Annotated in this window: 11 protein-coding genes; 8 read left to right on the forward strand and 3 right to left on the reverse strand. The window is 71.6% G+C overall.

All coding sequences use genetic code 11. From position 1 onward, the window contains the following. Positions 1-121: 121 nt before the first annotated feature. Entirely contained in the window at positions 122-2,701 is a 2,580-nt protein-coding gene (pepN, locus tag IO24_RS0101045) for an aminopeptidase N (protein ID WP_031130739.1), read from the reverse strand. A gap of 295 nt (positions 2,702-2,996) precedes the next feature. Here pepN and IO24_RS0101050 point away from each other — a divergent pair, with 295 nt between their 5' ends. After that, on the forward strand, positions 2,997-3,479 hold the full coding sequence (locus tag IO24_RS0101050) for a DUF1203 domain-containing protein (protein ID WP_031130741.1): 483 nt from the start codon (positions 2,997-2,999) through the stop codon (positions 3,477-3,479). Here IO24_RS0101050 and IO24_RS0101055 read toward each other — a convergent pair. Then, the gene (locus tag IO24_RS0101055; protein WP_031130744.1) at positions 3,476-4,492 is read right to left on the reverse strand and encodes an aspartate-semialdehyde dehydrogenase; all 1,017 of its coding nucleotides are present in this window, start codon (positions 4,490-4,492) and stop codon (positions 3,476-3,478) included. The two genes, IO24_RS0101050 and IO24_RS0101055, sit on opposite strands and share 4 nt — an antisense overlap. 349 nt (positions 4,493-4,841) lie before the next feature. Here IO24_RS0101055 and IO24_RS0101060 point away from each other — a divergent pair, with 349 nt between their 5' ends. Both IO24_RS0101060 and IO24_RS0101065 read left to right on the forward strand, forming a co-directional pair. Further along, positions 4,842-5,396: an RNA polymerase sigma factor gene (locus IO24_RS0101060; protein ID WP_031130746.1), complete on the forward strand. Its 555-nt coding sequence runs from the start codon at positions 4,842-4,844 to the stop codon at positions 5,394-5,396. A gap of 1 nt (position 5,397) precedes the next feature. Continuing rightward, positions 5,398-6,321, forward strand: coding sequence for a hypothetical protein (locus tag IO24_RS0101065; RefSeq protein WP_031130748.1), 924 nt, complete (start codon positions 5,398-5,400; stop codon positions 6,319-6,321). Between the two features lie 54 nt (positions 6,322-6,375). On the opposite strand, the gene IO24_RS0101070 is transcribed toward IO24_RS0101065, so the two are convergent. After that, a complete protein-coding gene (locus tag IO24_RS0101070; protein WP_031130750.1) occupies positions 6,376-9,672 on the reverse strand; it encodes a S8 family serine peptidase in 3,297 nt (1,098 codons plus the stop codon). A 224-nt stretch (positions 9,673-9,896) separates the two neighbouring features. On the opposite strand from IO24_RS0101070, the gene IO24_RS0101075 reads away from it, so the two are divergent. The 5 genes from IO24_RS0101075 (at position 9,897) to IO24_RS0101095 (ending at position 17,862) form a co-directional block, all read left to right on the forward strand. Then, positions 9,897-10,355, forward strand: coding sequence for an NUDIX hydrolase (locus IO24_RS0101075; protein ID WP_234335140.1), 459 nt, complete (start codon positions 9,897-9,899; stop codon positions 10,353-10,355). A gap of 231 nt (positions 10,356-10,586) precedes the next feature. Then, positions 10,587-12,347 (forward strand): TIGR03767 family metallophosphoesterase, encoded by a 1,761-nt coding sequence (locus tag IO24_RS0101080; RefSeq protein WP_031130754.1) that lies wholly within the window; start codon positions 10,587-10,589, stop codon positions 12,345-12,347. Then, positions 12,348-12,728 carry a serine hydrolase gene (locus IO24_RS0101085; protein ID WP_267886807.1) on the forward strand — a complete coding sequence of 127 codons (381 nt, stop codon included), beginning with the start codon at positions 12,348-12,350 and terminating at the stop codon, positions 12,726-12,728. It begins immediately after the preceding gene. Positions 12,729-12,868: 140 nt separating this feature from the next. Next, complete coding sequence (locus tag IO24_RS0101090; protein ID WP_031130758.1) at positions 12,869-15,400, forward strand: Pls/PosA family non-ribosomal peptide synthetase; 2,532 nt, start codon at positions 12,869-12,871, stop codon at positions 15,398-15,400. Next, positions 15,400-17,862, forward strand: a complete 2,463-nt coding sequence (locus IO24_RS0101095) for a non-ribosomal peptide synthetase (protein ID WP_045295862.1) — start codon at positions 15,400-15,402, stop codon at positions 17,860-17,862. Before IO24_RS0101090 ends, IO24_RS0101095 begins: the two co-directional genes overlap by 1 nt. Positions 17,863-17,867: the final 5 nt, after the last annotated feature.

Raw genomic sequence — 17,867 nt, forward strand, 5'->3', positions numbered from 1 at the left:
GGTGGCCCCGGGCCGTGCCCGCGCCCTCCCGGCCGGTCCCGCCCCTGCCGCCCCGCCCGGACCGGGGACAAGCGAAGGGGCGCCCGGCACACGCCGGGCGCCCCACTGCTTGCGTGGCGGGTCAGCGGCCGGCCGCCGCGTCCGCCCGCTGGGCCCGCAGGGCGCGCTCGACGCCCGCGCGGGACTCCGAGACCAGCCGGCGCAGGGCCGCGTTCGGCTCGGCGGAGGTCAGCCAGGCGTCCGTCCTGTCCAGCGTCTCCTGGGAGACCTGGACGGCCGGGTAGAGGCCGACGGCGATCTGCTGGGCCATCTCGTGGGAGCGGGACTCCCAGATGTCCTTGACCACCTCGAAGTACCGGTCCGCGTACGGGGCGAGCACCTCGCGCTGGTCGGTCTGGACGAAGCCGCCGATGACCGCCTCCTGCACGGCGTTCGGCAGCTTGTCGGAGTCCACGACCGACGCCCACGCCTCCGCCTTGGCCTCCGGCGTCGGACGGGCCGCCCGGGCCGTGGCCGCGTGCCGCTCACCGGCGGCCGTGCGGTCACGGTCGTACTCGCCCGCGATCTCCGCCTCGTCGAACCGGCCGACCGCCGCGAGCCGCTGCACGAACGCCCACCGCAGCTCCGTGTCGACGACCAGGCCCTCGACGGTCTGCGAACCGTCCAGCAGCGCGTCCAGCACGTCCAGCTGTTCCGGCGTGCGGGCCGTCGCGGCGAACGCGCGCGCCCACGCCAGCTGGTGGTCGCTGCCCGGCGCCGCCGCCCGCAGGTGCGCCAGCGTCGCGTCGGTCCAGCGGGCCAGCAGCGCCTCGCGGGCGGCCGGGTCGGCGTACAGGTCGATCGCCAGCTTCACCTGGCGCTGGAGCGACTGCACCACGCCGATGTCCGACTCCTTGCCGATGCCGGACAGCACCAGGGCCAGGTAGTCACGGGCCGCGAGCTGGGCGTCGCGGGTCATGTCCCAGGCCGACGCCCAGCACAGGGCGCGCGGCAGGGAGGACTCGAAGTCGCCGAGGTGCTCCGTGACGAAGGCCAGGGACTGCTCGTCCAGGCGGACCTTCGCGTACGACAGGTCGTCGTCGTTGAGCAGGATCACGGCCGGGCGGCGCTTGCCCACCAGCTGCGGCACGGCCGTCAGCTCGCCGTCCACGTCCAGCTCGATGCGCTCCTCCCGGACCAGCTTGCCGCTGTCGTCGTCGAGCTCGTACAGACCGACGGCGATCCGGTGCGGGCGCAGCGTCGGCTCGCCCTTGGCGCCGGCGGGCAGGGCCGGGGCCTCCTGGCGGATCGCGAAGGAGGTGACGACACCGTCCTCGCCGGTCTCGATCTCGGGACGGAGGACGTTGATGCCCGCCGTCTCCAGCCACGCCTTCGACCAGGCCTTCAGATCACGGCCGGACGTCGTCTCCAGGGCGCCCAGCAGATCGGACAGGCGCGTGTTGCCGTACGCGTGCGCCTTGAAGTACGCCTGCACGCCGCGGAAGAACTCGTCCTCGCCGACATACGCGACGAGCTGCTTCAGTACGGAAGCCCCCTTCGCGTACGTGATGCCGTCGAAGTTGACGAGCACGTCGTCCAGGTCGTTGATCTCGGCCATGATCGGGTGCGTCGACGGCAGCTGGTCCTGCCGGTACGCCCAGGTCTTCATGGAGTTGGCGAACGTGGTCCAGGAGTGCGGCCAGCGCGACTCGGGGTGGGCCGCCTGGCAGGCGATCGAGGTGTACGTGGCGAACGACTCGTTCAGCCACAGGTCGTTCCACCACTCCATGGTCACGAGGTCGCCGAACCACATGTGGGCCAGCTCGTGCAGGATGGTCTCCGCGCGCACCTCGTACGCCGCGTCCGTCACCTTCGACCGGAACACGTACTGGTCGCGGATGGTCACCGCGCCCGCGTTCTCCATCGCGCCCGCGTTGAACTCCGGCACGAACAGCTGGTCGTACTTCTGGAACGGGTACGCGTAGTCGAACTTCTCCTGGAACCACTCGAAGCCCTGCCGGGTCACCTCGAAGATGGCGTCCGAGTCGAGGTACTCGGCGAGGGAGGGCCGGCAGTAGATGCCGAGCGGGACGGACCGGCCGTCCTTCTCGTACACACTGTGCACCGAGTGGTAGGGGCCGACGATCAGCGCCGTGATGTACGTCGAGATCCGCGGCGTCGGCTCGAACTTCCAGACGCTGTCCTGCGGTTCGGGCGTGGGGGAGTTGGAGATGACCGTCCAGCCCTCGGGCGCCTTCACGGTGAACTGGAAAGTCGCCTTCAGGTCCGGCTGCTCGAAGCTCGCGAAGACCCGGCGGGCGTCCGGCACCTCGAACTGGGTGTAGAGGTAGGCCTGGTCGTCGACCGGGTCGACGAACCGGTGCAGGCCCTCACCGGTGTTGGTGTACGCGCAGTCGGCGACGACCCTGAGGATGTTGCGCCCGTGGAGCAGGCCGGGCAGGGCGATCCGGGAGTCCGCGAAAACCTCGGCCGGGTCGAGGGAGTCCCCGTTCAGGGTGACCTCGTGCACGGCCGGCGCCACCAGGTCGATGAACGACTCCGCGCCGTTCTCGGCCGTCACGTCGAAGCGCACCGTGGTCACCGACCGGTAGGTGCCGCCCTCCTGCGCGCCGGAGAGATCGAGTTCGATCCCGTACGACTCAACGGCGAGCAGCTGCGCCCGCTGCTGCGCCTCTTCGCGGGTCAGGTTTGTGCCAGGCACGCGGTCATCTCCTCGTTATGGGTGGGTTGCGCCATCTTTCCACGGCGGTGCCGCGTCAGGCGACGTCCCGGGCGTCTCCTAGGGATACCCCTCGGGAGGGCAGGGTCCGGGCGGACGCGCGCACCACCGCCGACCTCCTCCGTCCCGGTGCCGGACCGGACCGAGCGCCGACTCGGGCGCACACCCGGCCTCGTCCGCAGGGGGCGTCCCCGTCTCCGCCGGCCGTCCTGAGCGGGGGAACGCGACGTCCGGATCCCGCCGGTGCCGCTCCCTCGCGCGAGGGAGTCTGACGAGCATGACGACGACCACGTACGCGGCACGCCCCATCGCCCCGCGCGCCCTGAAGGAACTGCGCACGGCGGACGACGCCGGCCGCCCGGCGGAGCCCTTCACCGACACCGAAGGCGGCGCCCCGCTCCGCTGCTGCCTGCGCCGCAGCGAGCCGGGCGAAGTCATCGCCCTGGTCTCCTACGCGCCCCTGCGGCGCTGGGCGTCGGAGACGGGCGTCACCCCGGGCGCCTACGACGAGCAGGGCCCGGTCTTCATCCACGCCGGGGAGTGCCACGGCCCGGCCGGCGACGCCCTCCCCTTCACCGGCGCCCACCGCACGGTTCGCCGCTACTCGGGCGAGGGCCGCATCCTGGGCGGCCGGCTGGTCCGGGAACCCGGCGACTTCCCGCAGGCCTTCCTGGAAGCGTTCGACGACCCGGCCGTGGCACTGGTCCACGTCCGGGCCGTCGAGTACGGCTGCTTCCTCTACGAGGTGCGCAGGGACTAGCCCTTGAGCTCCGCCGCCACCAGCTCCGCGATCTGGATCGCGTTCAGGGCCGCGCCCTTGCGGAGGTTGTCGTTGGAGACGAAGAGGGCCAGGCCGTTGTCCGCCGTCTCGTCGCGGCGGATGCGGCCGACGTAGGACGGGTCCTTGCCGGCGGCCTGGAGGGGGGTCGGGATGTCGGAGAGCTCGACGCCCGGGGCGTCCTTCAGCAGCTCCGTCGCGCGCTCCGGGGAGATCGGACGCGCGAAGCGGGCGTTGACCTGGAGGGAGTGGCCGGAGAAGACCGGGACGCGCACACAGGTGCCGGAGACCTTGAGCTCGGGGATCTCCAGGATCTTGCGGGACTCGTTGCGGAGCTTCTGCTCCTCGTCGGTCTCGTTCAGGCCGTCGTCGACGATGCTGCCCGCCAGCGGCAGCACGTTGAAGGCGATGGGGCGCTTGTAGACGCCCGGCTCGGGGAAGTCGACCGCTTCACCGTCATGGGTGAGCTTGTCGGCATCGGCGACGACCTTCTGCGTCTGGCCGTGCAGCTCGGCGACGCCCGCGAGCCCGGAGCCGGAGACCGCCTGGTACGTGGCGACGACCAGGGCCTCCAGGCCCGCCTCGTCGTGCAGCGGGCGCAGGACCGGCATCGCGGCCATGGTCGTGCAGTTCGGGTTGGCGATGATGCCCTTGGGACGGTCCTTGATCGCGTGCGGGTTGACCTCGGCGACGACCAGGGGGACCTCCGGGTGCCTGCGCCACGCGGAGGAGTTGTCGATCACCACGGCGCCCTGTGAGGCGACCTTTTCGGCCAGTGCCCGGGACGTGGCGCCGCCCGCGGAGAACAGCACGATGTCCAGGCCGGTGTAGTCGGCGGTCGCCGCGTCCTCCACCGTCACACCGTCCAGCTCCGTCCCCGCGGAACGGGCCGAGGCGAACAGGCGCAGCTCCGTGACCGGGAAGTTCCGCTCCGTGAGGATCCTGCGCATGACCGTGCCCACCTGTCCGGTGGCTCCGACGATTCCGACCCTCACGGTGACTCCCTCTCCTGCGTCTCTTCACGTGCTCGTTGCTTGGCCGAGGCTTTTCCATCATGCGGCCGACCACGGCCCGCCTGTCCACTTCTTTGCCCGGTCTGCCCGGAGAGTGGGACGGTCTGTCCCGCTCCATGGTTGCGGACCTGCGGTGTCGACCCCGCTGAGCTGGAGGAATTCGTCCGGCAGGGGTCGTGCGCCGCAAGCTCGCCTGCCCATGCCGGTCCCGGCCACACGGAAGTGTGATGTACGCCTCTGTCGCCCCGGCCGGCACCGGCCGGGAAAACGGCCGAACGTTCCGGGCCGTGCCGGCGTCGTAGGAGAAACACGGTGAGGGGGGTGGCTTGTGCTGCTGCGCGGAAGGGCACGGCGCGGCCGGGAGGCGCGTGCCGCGACCGGCGACGATCCGGTGAGCGAGGCCGATCCGCTGGACGCGGCACAGGAGCGCCGGGTGCGGGCTGTGCTCGCGCTCGGCGGGGTGCCGCAGGCGGACCTGCCGGACGGGGTGCAGCAGGTCCGCCTGCGGCTGCTGGAGCGGGCCGCGAGCGGCCGGGAGGCGCCGCGGGACGTCTCGGCGTGGGCGGCGGTCGTGGCCTCCAACCTGGCCATGGACTGGCACCGGGCCAAACGCCGCCAGGAGCGGCTCGGCGAGCGGCTGGCGGCCCTGCGCCAGCCGGCGCACCCCTCCGGCGAGGACAGCAGCGTGCTGTCCGTCGCCGTCGCCCAGGGCCTGGACGAGCTGCCCGACGCCCAGCGGCAGGTCGTCGTCCTGCGCTTCTACGCCGACCTGCCGGTCCGGTCCATCGCCGAGCAGCTCGGCGTCCCGGAGGGCACGGTCAAGAGCCGGCTGCACACGGCGGTACGCGCCCTGCGCGCCCGCCTGCACGAGGACGAGGTGGTGTGACGTGACCGCCCGGAACGACGACGACCGGTGCCGTGGAGAGCGTGACGGCGGTGGTGAGTACGACGGCATGGACGCGCTGATGGCCGTGCTGGCCGGGGGCCCCGTCCCGGAAGAGGCCCGCCGGGACACGGCCTTCATGGCAGCCCACGACTCGGCTGAGGCGGATGTGGCACTGCTCCGGCGACAGCTCGGACTGCTCGGGGACACGCTGGCGCGACCCACCGAGGAGCAAGCCGAAACCCCGGCGGGGCGAACCACCCCACTGGGGCCGACGTCCACACGACCGGAGCCGGGCGGGGTGTCCGCGGGGCGTGGGAGCGGCGGCGTGGAGGTGTCCGCGGTCGCCGGTGGCGGGGGTGTGGCCGATCCGGGTGGGGGCGGTGGTTCGCCGGTCGTGTCGTTGGCCTCGCGGCGGCGCACCCGGCCCAAACCGCTCGTCGTGGCCGTGAAGGGCCTCGTAGCGGCCGTCGGTGCCGGTCTCGTGATCGGCATGGGCTGGCTCGTCACCCAGAGTGGCGGCATGAGCGCCGGGGGCGACCAGGGCGGGTCGGCCGCCGACGGTTCCGTCGCCCGGCCGCAGACCGGTGAGGACGCCAAGCTCGGTCACGCCGGGTACCTCGCCTGCGCCCGGATCGTCGTCGAGGGCACCGTCACCGGGGTCGAGACGGTCCCCGGCACCGGCCAGGACCGGATCGCCCTCGATGTGGAGCGGTACTACAAGCCCGCCAAGGGCCGGACGCGGATCACCTTCCTCCTCGGGGCCGGCGTCGAGCCCCGGCTCCGGGCAGGTGATCACGCACTCGTCGGCATCCCCGACGGGCAGGCCGAGCCCGACCTGTGGACGACGGGGGAGCAGGAGATCGCCCGCGACCGGGCCTGGATCACCGCCGCCCTGCCCGCATCGCGGGCGTTGCCCTGCCGGTAACAGAAGAGGGCGGGCGTCCGCATGGACGCCCGCCCCACCGATGCCGCGATACCGCTACGGCAGAACCTTCTCGATCTTCACGCTGCCCAGGCCCGCGACCGTGCCGCGCGCGTTGACCAGCTGGACCTGGCCGAAGAACTCACGCCCCTCGGGAGCGGCCGCCGCGGCGGTGACGCTGCCCGAGACGGTCGCCGAGTCGCCCGTGCCGAGCTTCACCGGCGCCGAACCGTCGACCGTCACGCTGCCGAGCGAGGGGGAGAAGAACACGTCCTGGTAGTCGTACTCCGTGGTGCCGGCCGGCACCGAGTAGCCGACGACCTCGATCGTGTAAGCGCCCGCGGCCGGGGACGGCACGGACACCGACTCCTCCGAGTCGCCGTCGGCGGAGCTGCCGACCTGCGTGCCCGCCGCGTCGTACACGGCGAGGTCCAGGTCCGCGGCGTTGTCCGAGACACCGCCGATCGCGACGTCCAGCGACTTCGCGCCCGCGGGCACCTCGACCGTGGTGGTCTGCGTCTCGCCCTGCTTGACCGAGGGGCGGGCCGTCTTGGCCGAGCCCAGCGGGCCGCCCACCAGCTTGCCGTCGAGCGCGGCGAAGCCGTTCGTCACCTTCCAGGAGGCGGCGGCCGGGGTGCCGACCTTCGCCTCGGGGACGGTCACGGTCTCCGGGGCGAAGGCCGCGCCGAGGACGGCGACGTCCAGCTTGTACGGGTTGTCGAGCAGCGGCGACGTACGGCGCGACTCGACCTCGATCTCCCACACGCCCGGCTGCGGGTCCGCGTACGAACGCAGGTCGGGGCGGCAGGTGTTGGCCGGGTTGGAGTAGTTCGGGTAGCAGTTGATCGTCGACGTCGGGTCGGACGGGACGCCGTACGGGTGGATGGAGATGAACCGGGTCTGGCTCTTGTCCTTCAGCCCGCTCATCGCGACCTCGAGGGTCTTCGCGCCCTCGGGGACGGTGACGAAGTAGTGGTGCGAGCTGTTGCGCTGCACCGAGTCCTTCGCGGAGGTCGTGAACTTCAGCGGCGTGGAGACCACGACCGTGCTGAGGACCTGGCGGTCGATGCCCTCGGTCTTCGGGTCGTCGACCTCCAGGATCGCGCTCTTGATGCCCGCGGACTTCGGCGCGGCCTGGACCTTGACGGTCACCGGCTGGTTCAGCGGCAGCTTCACCTCGTCGGAGCCCACGACGCGGAACGTGCCGCCCGCGTTGTTCTCGAAGTGCAGCTCGTGCCGGATCGCCTTGTCGGCGCCGGACGTACGGGTGATCGTGATCTCGTACGTCTTCTTCTGGCCGGCCTTCAGGCCGCCCTCACGGTCGTAGAGGCCCGTGCCGAAGCCCGGGGTCTTCAGGAACTGGTCCATCGCGGTGTCGACCGGTGCCTTGACCGTGTACGCGTGGGCGGTGGCGTCGTCGCGGATGGCGTCCCAGGCGTCCCCGATGTTCATGAGGCCCACGCCCTCCTCGTACGCCTGCACACCCTTGATGTGGTCGGCGGTGGAGGTGAGGGCCGTGCGCAGGGTGGCCGGGGTGAGGTCGATCTTCTTCTGCTTGGCGGCCGAGATCAGCAGCGCCGAGGCACCGGCGGCCTGCGGGGAGGCCATCGAGGTGCCCTGGAGCATGCCGTAGCCGGCCGGCAGGGAGTAGCCCGCCTCGGCGACCGGCTGGCCCGGCATCCAGGTCTGGATGGTGTTGACCGCCGCGCCCGGGGCGACCAGGGTCGGCGTGAAGCCGCCGTCCTCACGCGGGCCGCGCGAGGAGAACGGCATCATCGCGTACTTCTTCTCCACGACCGAGCCGTAGTTGGCGGCCCAGGTGTCCTTGGAGACGGACGCGCCGACCGAGATGACCTTCTCGGCCAGGGAGGGGTCGCCGATGGTGTTGGCGCCGGGGCCGGAGTTGCCCGCGGAGATCACCAGCTGGACGCCGTAGGTGTCGATGAGCCGCGTGTACAGCTCGGCGCGCGCGTTGTTGCCGTCGTTCAGCGCCGGCAGGCCGCCGATGGACATGTTGACGATGTCGACCCCGCGCTTGGTGACGAGGTCGATCATGCCCTCGGTCAGCGCCACGTTGGTGCAGCCGCCGGACCAGGTGCAGGCGCGCGAGGAGACCAGCTTGGCGCCCGGAGCGGCACCGTCCATCTTCCCGCCGAACAGGCCGTTGGCGGCGGTGATGCCGGCGACGTGCGTGCCGTGCTCGGACTCGATGACGCCGATGTTGACGAAGTCGGCCTTCGCGCCCGCCGCGTTGACGACGACGTCCTTGCGGATCTCGACGACGAACGGCTGCCGCTCGGCGATGTCCGTCTTCGGGTCGTCGGTGCCGAAGTACCCGACCTGGAAGCCGTCCTTGTACGGCTTCATCGGGGTGTCGTCACCGAAGTCGTTGTTGTTGTTCAGGTCGACCCGGACCGTGCCGGCCGCGGCGTCGTAGAGCACACCCCAGGAGTCGGTGGTGTCGCCGTCGCGGTTCGCGTCGCCCGCCGCGTCGCCGCCGGTGGTGTACGACTCCAGGAAGGTGCTGACCTTGTAGGAGCCCGCCGGGGCCGTCCAGGTCTTCCCGCCGTGGGTGAAGGTCGGCCCGGACACCGAGGCGGTCATCGGGCGCCAGGTGCGGTCGCCGTCGACGAGGGGGTCGGTCGCCGTCACCCAGTCGACGATCTTGCGTTCGCCGGTCGTCGTCTTCTGCAGCGCCGGGTGGCCGAGGTCCACGCCGGAGTCGAGGATGCCGATGGTGACGCCGCGGCCGTCCGCCTTCGGGTGGTCCTCGACGAAGTCGACCGCGCCCGTCTCGAAGGACGGGTTGTACGGGTTCTCGGCCGGGGTCTTCTTCCCCGGCGCCGGGTAGGTCCCCTTCGCGGCCTTGGCGCCCTTGGCGGTGTCCGCGCTCGGCGTCGGGTCGTCCAGCGGGATCTCCTCGCGGAGGTCGATGCCGTGCACGGAGGACAGCTTGGCGGCGGCGGCGATCGCCGAGTCCGCCTTGGCCGTCGGGACGGTGGCGCGGACGTAGCCGAGCTTGTCGTCGGCCCGGCCCACCAGGCCGCCCTTGACCGCGTCCAGCTGCCCGGCGACCTGCTCGGTCTTCCCGGGCGCGGTGGCGATCATCATCGTGACGGTCTTGTCGCCGTCGGCCTTGGCCTCCGCGAGCAGGTCCGCGTCGTCCGAACCGAGCTTGGCGGGCGCGGACTTGACGCCCGGGTCGGCCGGGGCGTCCGTGCCGGGTCCGTCGGCGGAGAAGGCCAGGGGAATCGGCCCGGCCGCGGAGAGCGCGGCGACGAGACCGGCGGCCACGGCGATGCGCGCCACACGTCTCGGGCCCGATATCTGATCGCGCGGGGTGGGAGGGGTCATCGGCATCCCTTGTAGGTAAAGGAACGAGCGGGAAGCGACCGGGGCCGATCGGTCCTGGTCGCAGACGGTCCGAACGGCAAGCCCGGACGATCGCACAGCTTTACGCAAGGGGAAGTTCTTTGGGGAGGGTTGACCGAAACGAAATGGATGTATGGGGAAAACCCGCGATGCGATTTGTGGTCATCAGTCCTGAAGGTGGCGAAGAAATCGGTTAACGTCCCGGAGTGCGACAGAAGTTGAGGGTGGCGGCCTACGCCATATGCGTCCGGGACGGACAGATCCTGCTCGCCCGCTCGCCCGCCCAGGACGGCACGCCCGAGTGGGTCGTGCCGGGCGGCGGCATGGAGCACGGCGAGGATCCCTACGACACCGTCCGGCGGGAGGTGGAGGAGGAGACCGGGTACCGCATCGAGGTGACCGGACTGCTCGGCGTGAACTCCTTCCACCGCGTCTTCCGCAACGGCTTCGGACCCGCTGTCGATCATCACGGCGTCCGGTTCGTCTACGAGGGCCGGATCATCGGCGGCGAACTGCGCAACGAGGTGAACGGCTCCACCGACCTCGCCGCCTGGCAGGACCTGGACGCGGTGCCCGCTCTCGTCCGGGTGCCGATGGTCGACATCGCGCTGCGGATGTGGCGCGAGCGCCCGGTCACCGGACGGCTGGCCGACGCCCCGGAGTAGGTGCAGTACCCCGGAAGATGAACGCCGCGTGACCGGCTCCGGGCCGTATCCGGAGCAGGCGACGACGCGCAGGGTAGTCCAAGATCCACGTACGGTGATCGGCGCTGCCCGTTGCCGCCTCGTTTACGCGCAGGTCATTCCCGGTGCCAACGATCGAGTATGAGCGGGGTGTTCACGTCGTGAACGCCCCGCGACCACTGCCGACGCGTTCGCACTCGGGGAGAGAAGCGCATGTCGCGCACACGCTCAGTCGCCGGCTCCGGCCAGGGCATCCACCGTCGTTCCGTCCTCGCCGCCACCGGCGCTGTCGCCCTCTCCGGAGGCGTCGGCTACGCCCTGCGGCCCAGCGACAGCCAGGCCGCCACGGGCACCGAGAAGACCACCGCGGCCGTCGCCGCCTCCTCGCGCCAGGCACCCGCCGCACCCCTGGCCCCGTACACCAAGGGCACCACCGTGGCGTCCGTCGCCGCCCCGCGCGGCGGCTCCGGCTACCGGCGCCTGGGCGACGGGCCCGGCTGGCAGCGGGTCGTCCGCTCCGAACTGGCCGCGCCCCAGTCGGGCCGGGCCGGCCGCCGTACCGCGCTCGCCGCGTTCGTGCAGCTCACCGACCTGCACATCATCGACGCCCAGCACCCGCTGCGCCTGGAGTACCTGCGCTCGGCCGACATCCACGCCTGGCGGCCGCACGAGGCGCTGACCGTGCAGGGCGCGATCGCGCTGGTGGAGCGCATCAACGCGCTGCGCGGCGCCCCCGTCACCGGCGCCCCGCTGCACTTCGCCATGACCACCGGCGACAACACGGACAACAACGCCAAGTCCGAGCTGGAGTGGTTTCTGAAGATCATGAGCGGCGGGCGCATCACGCCCAACACCGGTGACCCGCGCCGGTACGAGGGCGTCCAGAACAGCGGCCTCAAGCAGTACTGGCAGCCGGACGCCGCGGTCCGCGACAGCGACAAGCAGGCCGGCTTCCCCCACCTCGACGGCTTCCTGCGGGCCGCCATCCGGGAGGTGCGCAGCCCCGGCCTCAACCTGCCCTGGTACTCCACCGTCGGCAACCACGACTCCCTGCCGATGGGCTGCTACGCCTCGCACGGCGACTCGTACCTCACCGAACTCGCCGTCGGCGGCAAGAAACTGATGAACGTGACCGCGGCCGAGGCGCAGCGGCTTCAGGCGCAGATCAAGAAGGCCCGGGACCCCGAAGGCGTCCGCTACCACGACTTCCTCAAGTCCCACGACCGCGGCATGCGTTCGGTCACCCCGGACGAGAGGCGCGCCCCCTTCACACCGGCCGAGTACCTCGAGGCGCACCTGGACCCCGCCTACCGCGGTGTCGGCCCCGCCGGCCACGGCTACTCCTCCGCCAACCTGGACACGGGCACGCAGTACTACGCCTTCCGCATCTCCGACGACGTCATCGGCATCAGCCTGGACACCACCGACTCCGGCGGCCACTACGAGGGATCCATCGGCACGGCCCAGATGAAGTGGCTCGACAGAACGCTGCGGGACAACAAGGACTCCTACGCGGTGATCTTCAGCCACCACACCAGCAAGACCATGACGAACACCCGCCGCGACCCGGCCCGCCCCGACGAGCGGCGCCACAACGGCCAGGAGGTCCTCGCCCTGCTCGGCAGTCACCCCGGGGTGCTCGCCTGGGTGAACGGGCACATCCACAAGAACGTCATCACGCCGCACTCCGCGTCCGGCGGGCGCTCCTTCTGGGAGATCTCCACGGCCTCCCACGTCGACTTCCCGCAGCTGGCCCGGGTCATCGAACTGACCGACAACAAGGACGGCACGATCTCCCTGTTCACCACCCTCGTGGAGTCCTCGGCCCCGCACAGCACGGACTTCTCCGACCTCTCCCAGACCGGCCTGGCGGCCCTCTACCGCGAGCTGTCCCTCAACGCCCCCGGCGCGAGCACGACCCTCGGCGGCGACCCGGAGGACCGCAACACCGAGCTGGTGCTCAAGAAGGACTGAATCCCGCTCAACCGTCCGGGACCTGATCAACCCGGGGCCGGGCGGCCGAGGTACGGCTCCGGCCAGATGGTCTCCAGCTCGGCCGACCTGACCCGCTTCTACTCGGCCCTGCTCGGTGGCAGGCTGCTCCCGCCCGAGCAGCTGAAGGCGATGAAGACCACGGTCGACTCCAGCCGGGAATCCAGCCGCTACGGTCTCGGGCTCGTCGACCGCAAGCTCAGCTGCGGCGTCCACGTCTGGGGCCACGACGGCGGCATCAGCGGCTCCACCTCGGACGCCGTGACGACCGGGAACGGCCGCCACTCCCTGGCCGTCAACTTCAACGGGGACTGGTCGGGCAGCACCGACGCCATCATCGAGGCGGAGTTCTGCGGCGAGTAGGAGCGGCGTCGCCGGGTTCCACCCGGTGAGATGCTTGCTCACGCTTCGAGAAGAACGGCGGCAAACTCCATCCCTCGGCTGCCCGGCTACGAACCCATGTCAGGCAGAGCACGCGATTGTCGGCAGCCGAGGGGGTCCCGATGGCGGGACAGCAGCTCCGGGAGGCGGCCGGGGGCCTCGTGGAGGAAGCCCGGCCCCGCGAAGCGCCGCCGGATCCCGCGGTGTCCGCTGCCGCGGAGCGGCTCGCCGGACTGCTGGCGGAGGCAGCCCACCTCGACGAGGTTCCTCTCGACAGCGACTTCTTCGATGATCTCGGCGCCGATTCCCTGGTGATGGCGCACTTCTGCGCGCGGGTCAGGAAACGGCCGGACCTGCCGCCGGTGTCGATGCGCGACGTCTACCGGCATCCGACCGCCCGCGGGCTGGCGGCCGCACTGCTCGACAGCACCCCGCCGCCACCCGCATCCCGGACGCCCGGCCCACCGGCACTGCCCGGGGCCCGGGCACCGGCACCGGCACCGCCGACGGGCCGCCCCCACCGCGTGCTCTGCGGGGCACTCCAGCTTCTGGCCTTCCTGGGCTACGCCTTTCTCCTCGCCACCGTCACCGCCCAGGGTTACGAATGGATCTCCGCGCACACGCACCTGGTGGACGCCTACCTGCGGAGCGTTGTCTTCGGCGCCGTGCTGTTCGTGGTGCTGTGCGCCCTGCCCGTGCTCGCCAAGTGGCTGCTGATCGGCCGGTTCACACCACGGCGGTTCCGCGTCTGGAGCCTCACCTACTTCCGGTTCTGGCTGGTCAAGACGCTGATCCGGTCGAGCCCGCTGGTCCTGTTCGCCGGCTCGCCGCTCTACCCGCTCTTCCTGAGGGCACTGGGCGCGCGGATCGGCACAGGAGTGACGATCCTGTCGCGCAGCGCCCCCGTCTGCACCGACCTGCTGACCGTCGGCGACGGCACGCTCGTCCGCAAGGACGCACTGATCAGCTGCTACCACGCGGCGGACGGTGTGATCGAGACAGGGCCGGTCACCCTGGGCCGGGGCGCGGTCGTCAGTGAGGTGACGGTGCTGGACATCGGGACCCGGCTCGGCGACGGATCCCGGCTCGGGCACGCGTCCTCCCTGCACACCGGCCAGGCGGTCCCCGACGGCGAGCACTGGCACGGCTCTCCGGCCCAGCCCGCGGACGACGACGTCCCGGCGGTGGAGCCCGCCCGGTGCGGCACCACGCGGCGAGCGGTCCACGGCGTCCTGCTGATGCTCACGGTGCTGCTGGTCTACGTGCCGCTGGCGGTGGGCTGCCTGGACGTGCTGCTCTCCCGGATGCTGGAGGGCTCCGCGGTACTGAAGGGCGGGGCGACGGTGCTCTACGTCGACCTGCTGGTGGTCACCGCCGTGGTCTTCTTCGGCGGCGTGATCGCCGCTCTCGTGGTGCTGGCCACCGTCCCACGGCTGCTGGGCGGGTTCGTCCGGCCCGGCCGGACCTACCCGCTCTTCGGCTTCCACTACTCCGTGCACCGGACGATCGCCCTGTTGACGAACAGGAAATCCTTGACGCGTCTGTTCGGAGACAGCAGCTGCATCGTGCACTACCTGCGCTGGATCGGCTATCGCCTCTCACCCGTGGAGCAGACCGGCTCGAACTTCGGCACCGCGGTCAAGCACGAGAGCCCCTACCTGAGCTGGATCGGCACCGGGACCATGGTCGCGGACGGACTGTCCCTGATGAACGCCGAGTACTCCAGCACGTCCTTCCGGCTGTCGCCGACCGCGATCGGGGCGCACAACTTCCTCGGGAACCGGATCGCCTACCCCGCCGGCGGCCGGACCGGCGACAACTGCCTCCTCGCCACCAAGGTGGCGGTCCCCATCGGCGGACCGCTCCGGCACGACGTGGGCCTTCTCGGCTCTCCCTGCTTCGAGATCCCGCGTTCGGTGGCGCGCGACAGCACCTTCGACGAGCTCAAGGACGGCAGCGGTCTGCGCCGGGCTCTCGCCGCCAAGAACCGGCACAACGCCGGCACCATGGCATGCCACCTGCTCACGGGATGGCTGTACTTCTTCTGCGTCGCCCTGCTGTTCGCGCTCGCCGCGAGCCGGTACCCGGCGTGGGGCACAGCGGTCCTCGCTGCCGCCAACGCCGTCGTGCTGCCGTTCACCTTCCTCTACTACATCCTCCTCGAGCGGGCCGTCACGGCGGCGCACCCCCCGGAGCCGCTGTTCTGCTCGATCTACGACCGTCGTTTCTGGCGTCGTGAGCGGTACTGGAAGGTCCCGTCCGAGACGTATCTGCACATCCTCGACGGCACGCCGTTCAAGGCTGCCGTGTGGCGCATGCTGGGCGTCCGGATCGGGACGCGGGTCTTCGACGACGGCTGTGCTCTGACCGAGCGCCGCATGGTCGCCATCGGGGACGGCTGCACCCTCAACTCGGGCAGCGTCCTGCAGTGCCACTCCCAGGAGGACGGCACGTTCAAGTCGGACCGCGTCGCGCTCGGGGACGGCTGCACCCTCGGCGTCGGAGCGTTCGTGCACTACGGAGTGACGGTCGGCGACGGCGCCGTGCTGGCGGCGGACTCCTTCCTCATGAAGGGCGAAACGGTCCCCGGGCACACCCGATGGCTGGGGAATCCGGCCCGCCCGGCGCCCGACGAAAACGGAGGTGCGCACTGATGGCACCCACAGCGACCGACGCCCACATCCCCGTTTCCGACAGCCGGGCCGAGGGCGGCTTCACGGCCGTGCCCCGATGGGCGAAGGAGCCGATGCCCGGCACCGGGGAGCACGTCAGGCGCATCCCCGGCGCAGTGACGGCGGCCCTGCGTGTGCGGGCCCGTGAATTCGGTGTGCCGCTCACCGCGATCCTCCTCGCCGCCCATGCCAAGGTGCTCGCCCTGCTTTCCGGCGACCCCGAGGTGCGCAGTGGCTACCTGGCCCGGGGCCGGACCGGGCCGGTGCCCTTCGAGCTGACGGTCGGGCCCGGCACCTGGCGCCGGCTGGTGCTGGAAGCCCACCGGGCCGAGGCGGTGGCGTGGTCGCCCGGGGCCGGCGCACCGCCCCCGGCCGGCCTGGAAGCGGTGTTCGCCCCGGCCGGGCACGAGGCCACCGTCCCGGTGGACGGCAGTGTGCTGCTCGGCGTCTCGGCGGGTGAGGAGGCCGGTCGGCTCGCGCTGCGCCTGCGGCACCGGACGGACCTGCTGGACGCGGACTCGGCCACCCGGATCGGGGGGTACCACCTCGCCGCACTGGAGGCGATCGCCGCCGACCCCGACGCCCCCCACGACCGGCGCAGCCTGCTCTCCGCGGACGAACTCCGCTTCCAGCTCGACGGGCTCGCGGGCCCGCGCCGGACGCTGCCGGACCGCCGGTTCCACGAACTGTTCGAGGAGCGGGTGCGCAAGGATCCGGACGCCGTCGCCGTGGTCCACCAGGGCCGCAGTCGGACGTACGCGGACCTCAACAGGCGGGCCAACCGGCTGGCCCGCGCCCTGCTGGCCGAGGGGCTCGGCCCCGAGGACACGGTCGCCGTGGTGACCGAGCGCGACCTCCACTGGGCGGCCGCCGTGCTCGGCGTCCTCAAGGCCGGCGGCGTGTACCTGCCCGTCGACCCCCGTCACCCCCCCGGCCGCATCAGCGCGATGCTCACCCGCGCCGACTGTGCGTACGTCGTCACCGAACCGGACAGCACCACGCAGCTGGACCGGGCGCCGGCATCGCTCCCCGGGGTCCGGCGGCTGCTCGTCCCGGACATCACCGAAGCGGCCGCCGACGGATCGGACCTCGGCCTGGACATACCGGCGGACCGGCTCGCGTACGTCTTCTTCACCTCCGGATCCACCGGAGAGCCGAAGGGCGCGATGTGCGAGCACGCCGGTCTGCTCAACCACCTGTACGCCAAGATCGACGATCTGGGCATCGGCGAGGGCACCGTGGTGGCGCAGACGGCCTCGCAGTGCTTCGACATCTCGCTGTGGCAGTTGCTGGCGGGGCTGCTGACGGGCGGGCGGACGCTGCTGGTCGAGCAGGACGCCGTCCTCGACGCGGACCGGTTCCTGGACAGGATCACCGGGGGCCGCGTCAACGTCCTGCAGCTGGTGCCGTCCTATCTCGACGTCATCCTGTCCGCGCTGGAACGCCGCCCGCGGGACCTGCCGGACCTGCGGTGCCTGTCCGTCACCGGCGAGGCGCTGCGAGGGGAGCTCGTCCAGCGGTGGTTCGCCACCGGTCCCGCCGTGCGGCTGGTCAACGCCTACGGGCTGACCGAGACGTCCGACGACACCCACCACGAGGTGATGGACCGGGCGCCGGGCACCGATCGGATCCCGCTCGGCCGGCCCATCGCCAACGTGCACCAGTACGTCGTCGACGAGAACCTGCATCCGGTTCCGCTCGGCGCCCCCGGCGCCATCGTCTTCTCCGGGGTCTGCGTCGGTCGCGGCTACATCAACGACACCGAACGCACCCGCCTCGCCTTTCTGGCCGATCCCCACCGCCCGGGCCAACGGCTCTACCGCGGAGGCGACTTCGGCCGCTGGCGGCCCGACGGAAAACTGGAGTTCCTCGGCCGCACGGACGCGCAGGTGAAGATCCGGGGGTTCCGGGTCGAGATCGGCGAGGTCGAGAACACGCTGCTGCGGATGCCCGGCGTCACGGACTGCGCGGTCGTGGTGACCGGCGCGGAGGACCACGGCCGCCAGCTGGCCGCCTTCTGCACGAGCGACTGCGCCGTGACCGCCGAGGACCTGCGGGAGCGGCTCGCGGAGCTGCTTCCCGCGTACATGGTCCCGGCGTCCTTCCACCGGTTGGACCGCCTGCCGCTCACCGCCAACGGCAAGACCGACCGCAAGGCGCTCACGGCGATCGCCGAGGACCTCGGCCCGGCCCGGGACTCCCACGGAGCCCCGCGGACACCGGCCGAACGGCGGCTCGCGGCCGAGTGGGCGTCGGAACTCGGCATACCGCCCGGACGGATCCGCCGTGAGGACAACTTCTTCGATCTGGGCGGCACCTCCCTGTCAGCGGTACGGCTCGCGGTCGCGCTGGACCGGGTGATCTCCCCGCGCGACCTCGCCGGCCGCCCCGTACTGGCCGACCTGGCCCACCTGATCGACACCCGGACCGCCGGAGAACCGTGACGGAC

It is taken from the genome of Streptomyces flavovariabilis (assembly GCF_000725785.1).
GTDB lineage: Bacteria > Actinomycetota > Actinomycetes > Streptomycetales > Streptomycetaceae > Streptomyces > Streptomyces hawaiiensis.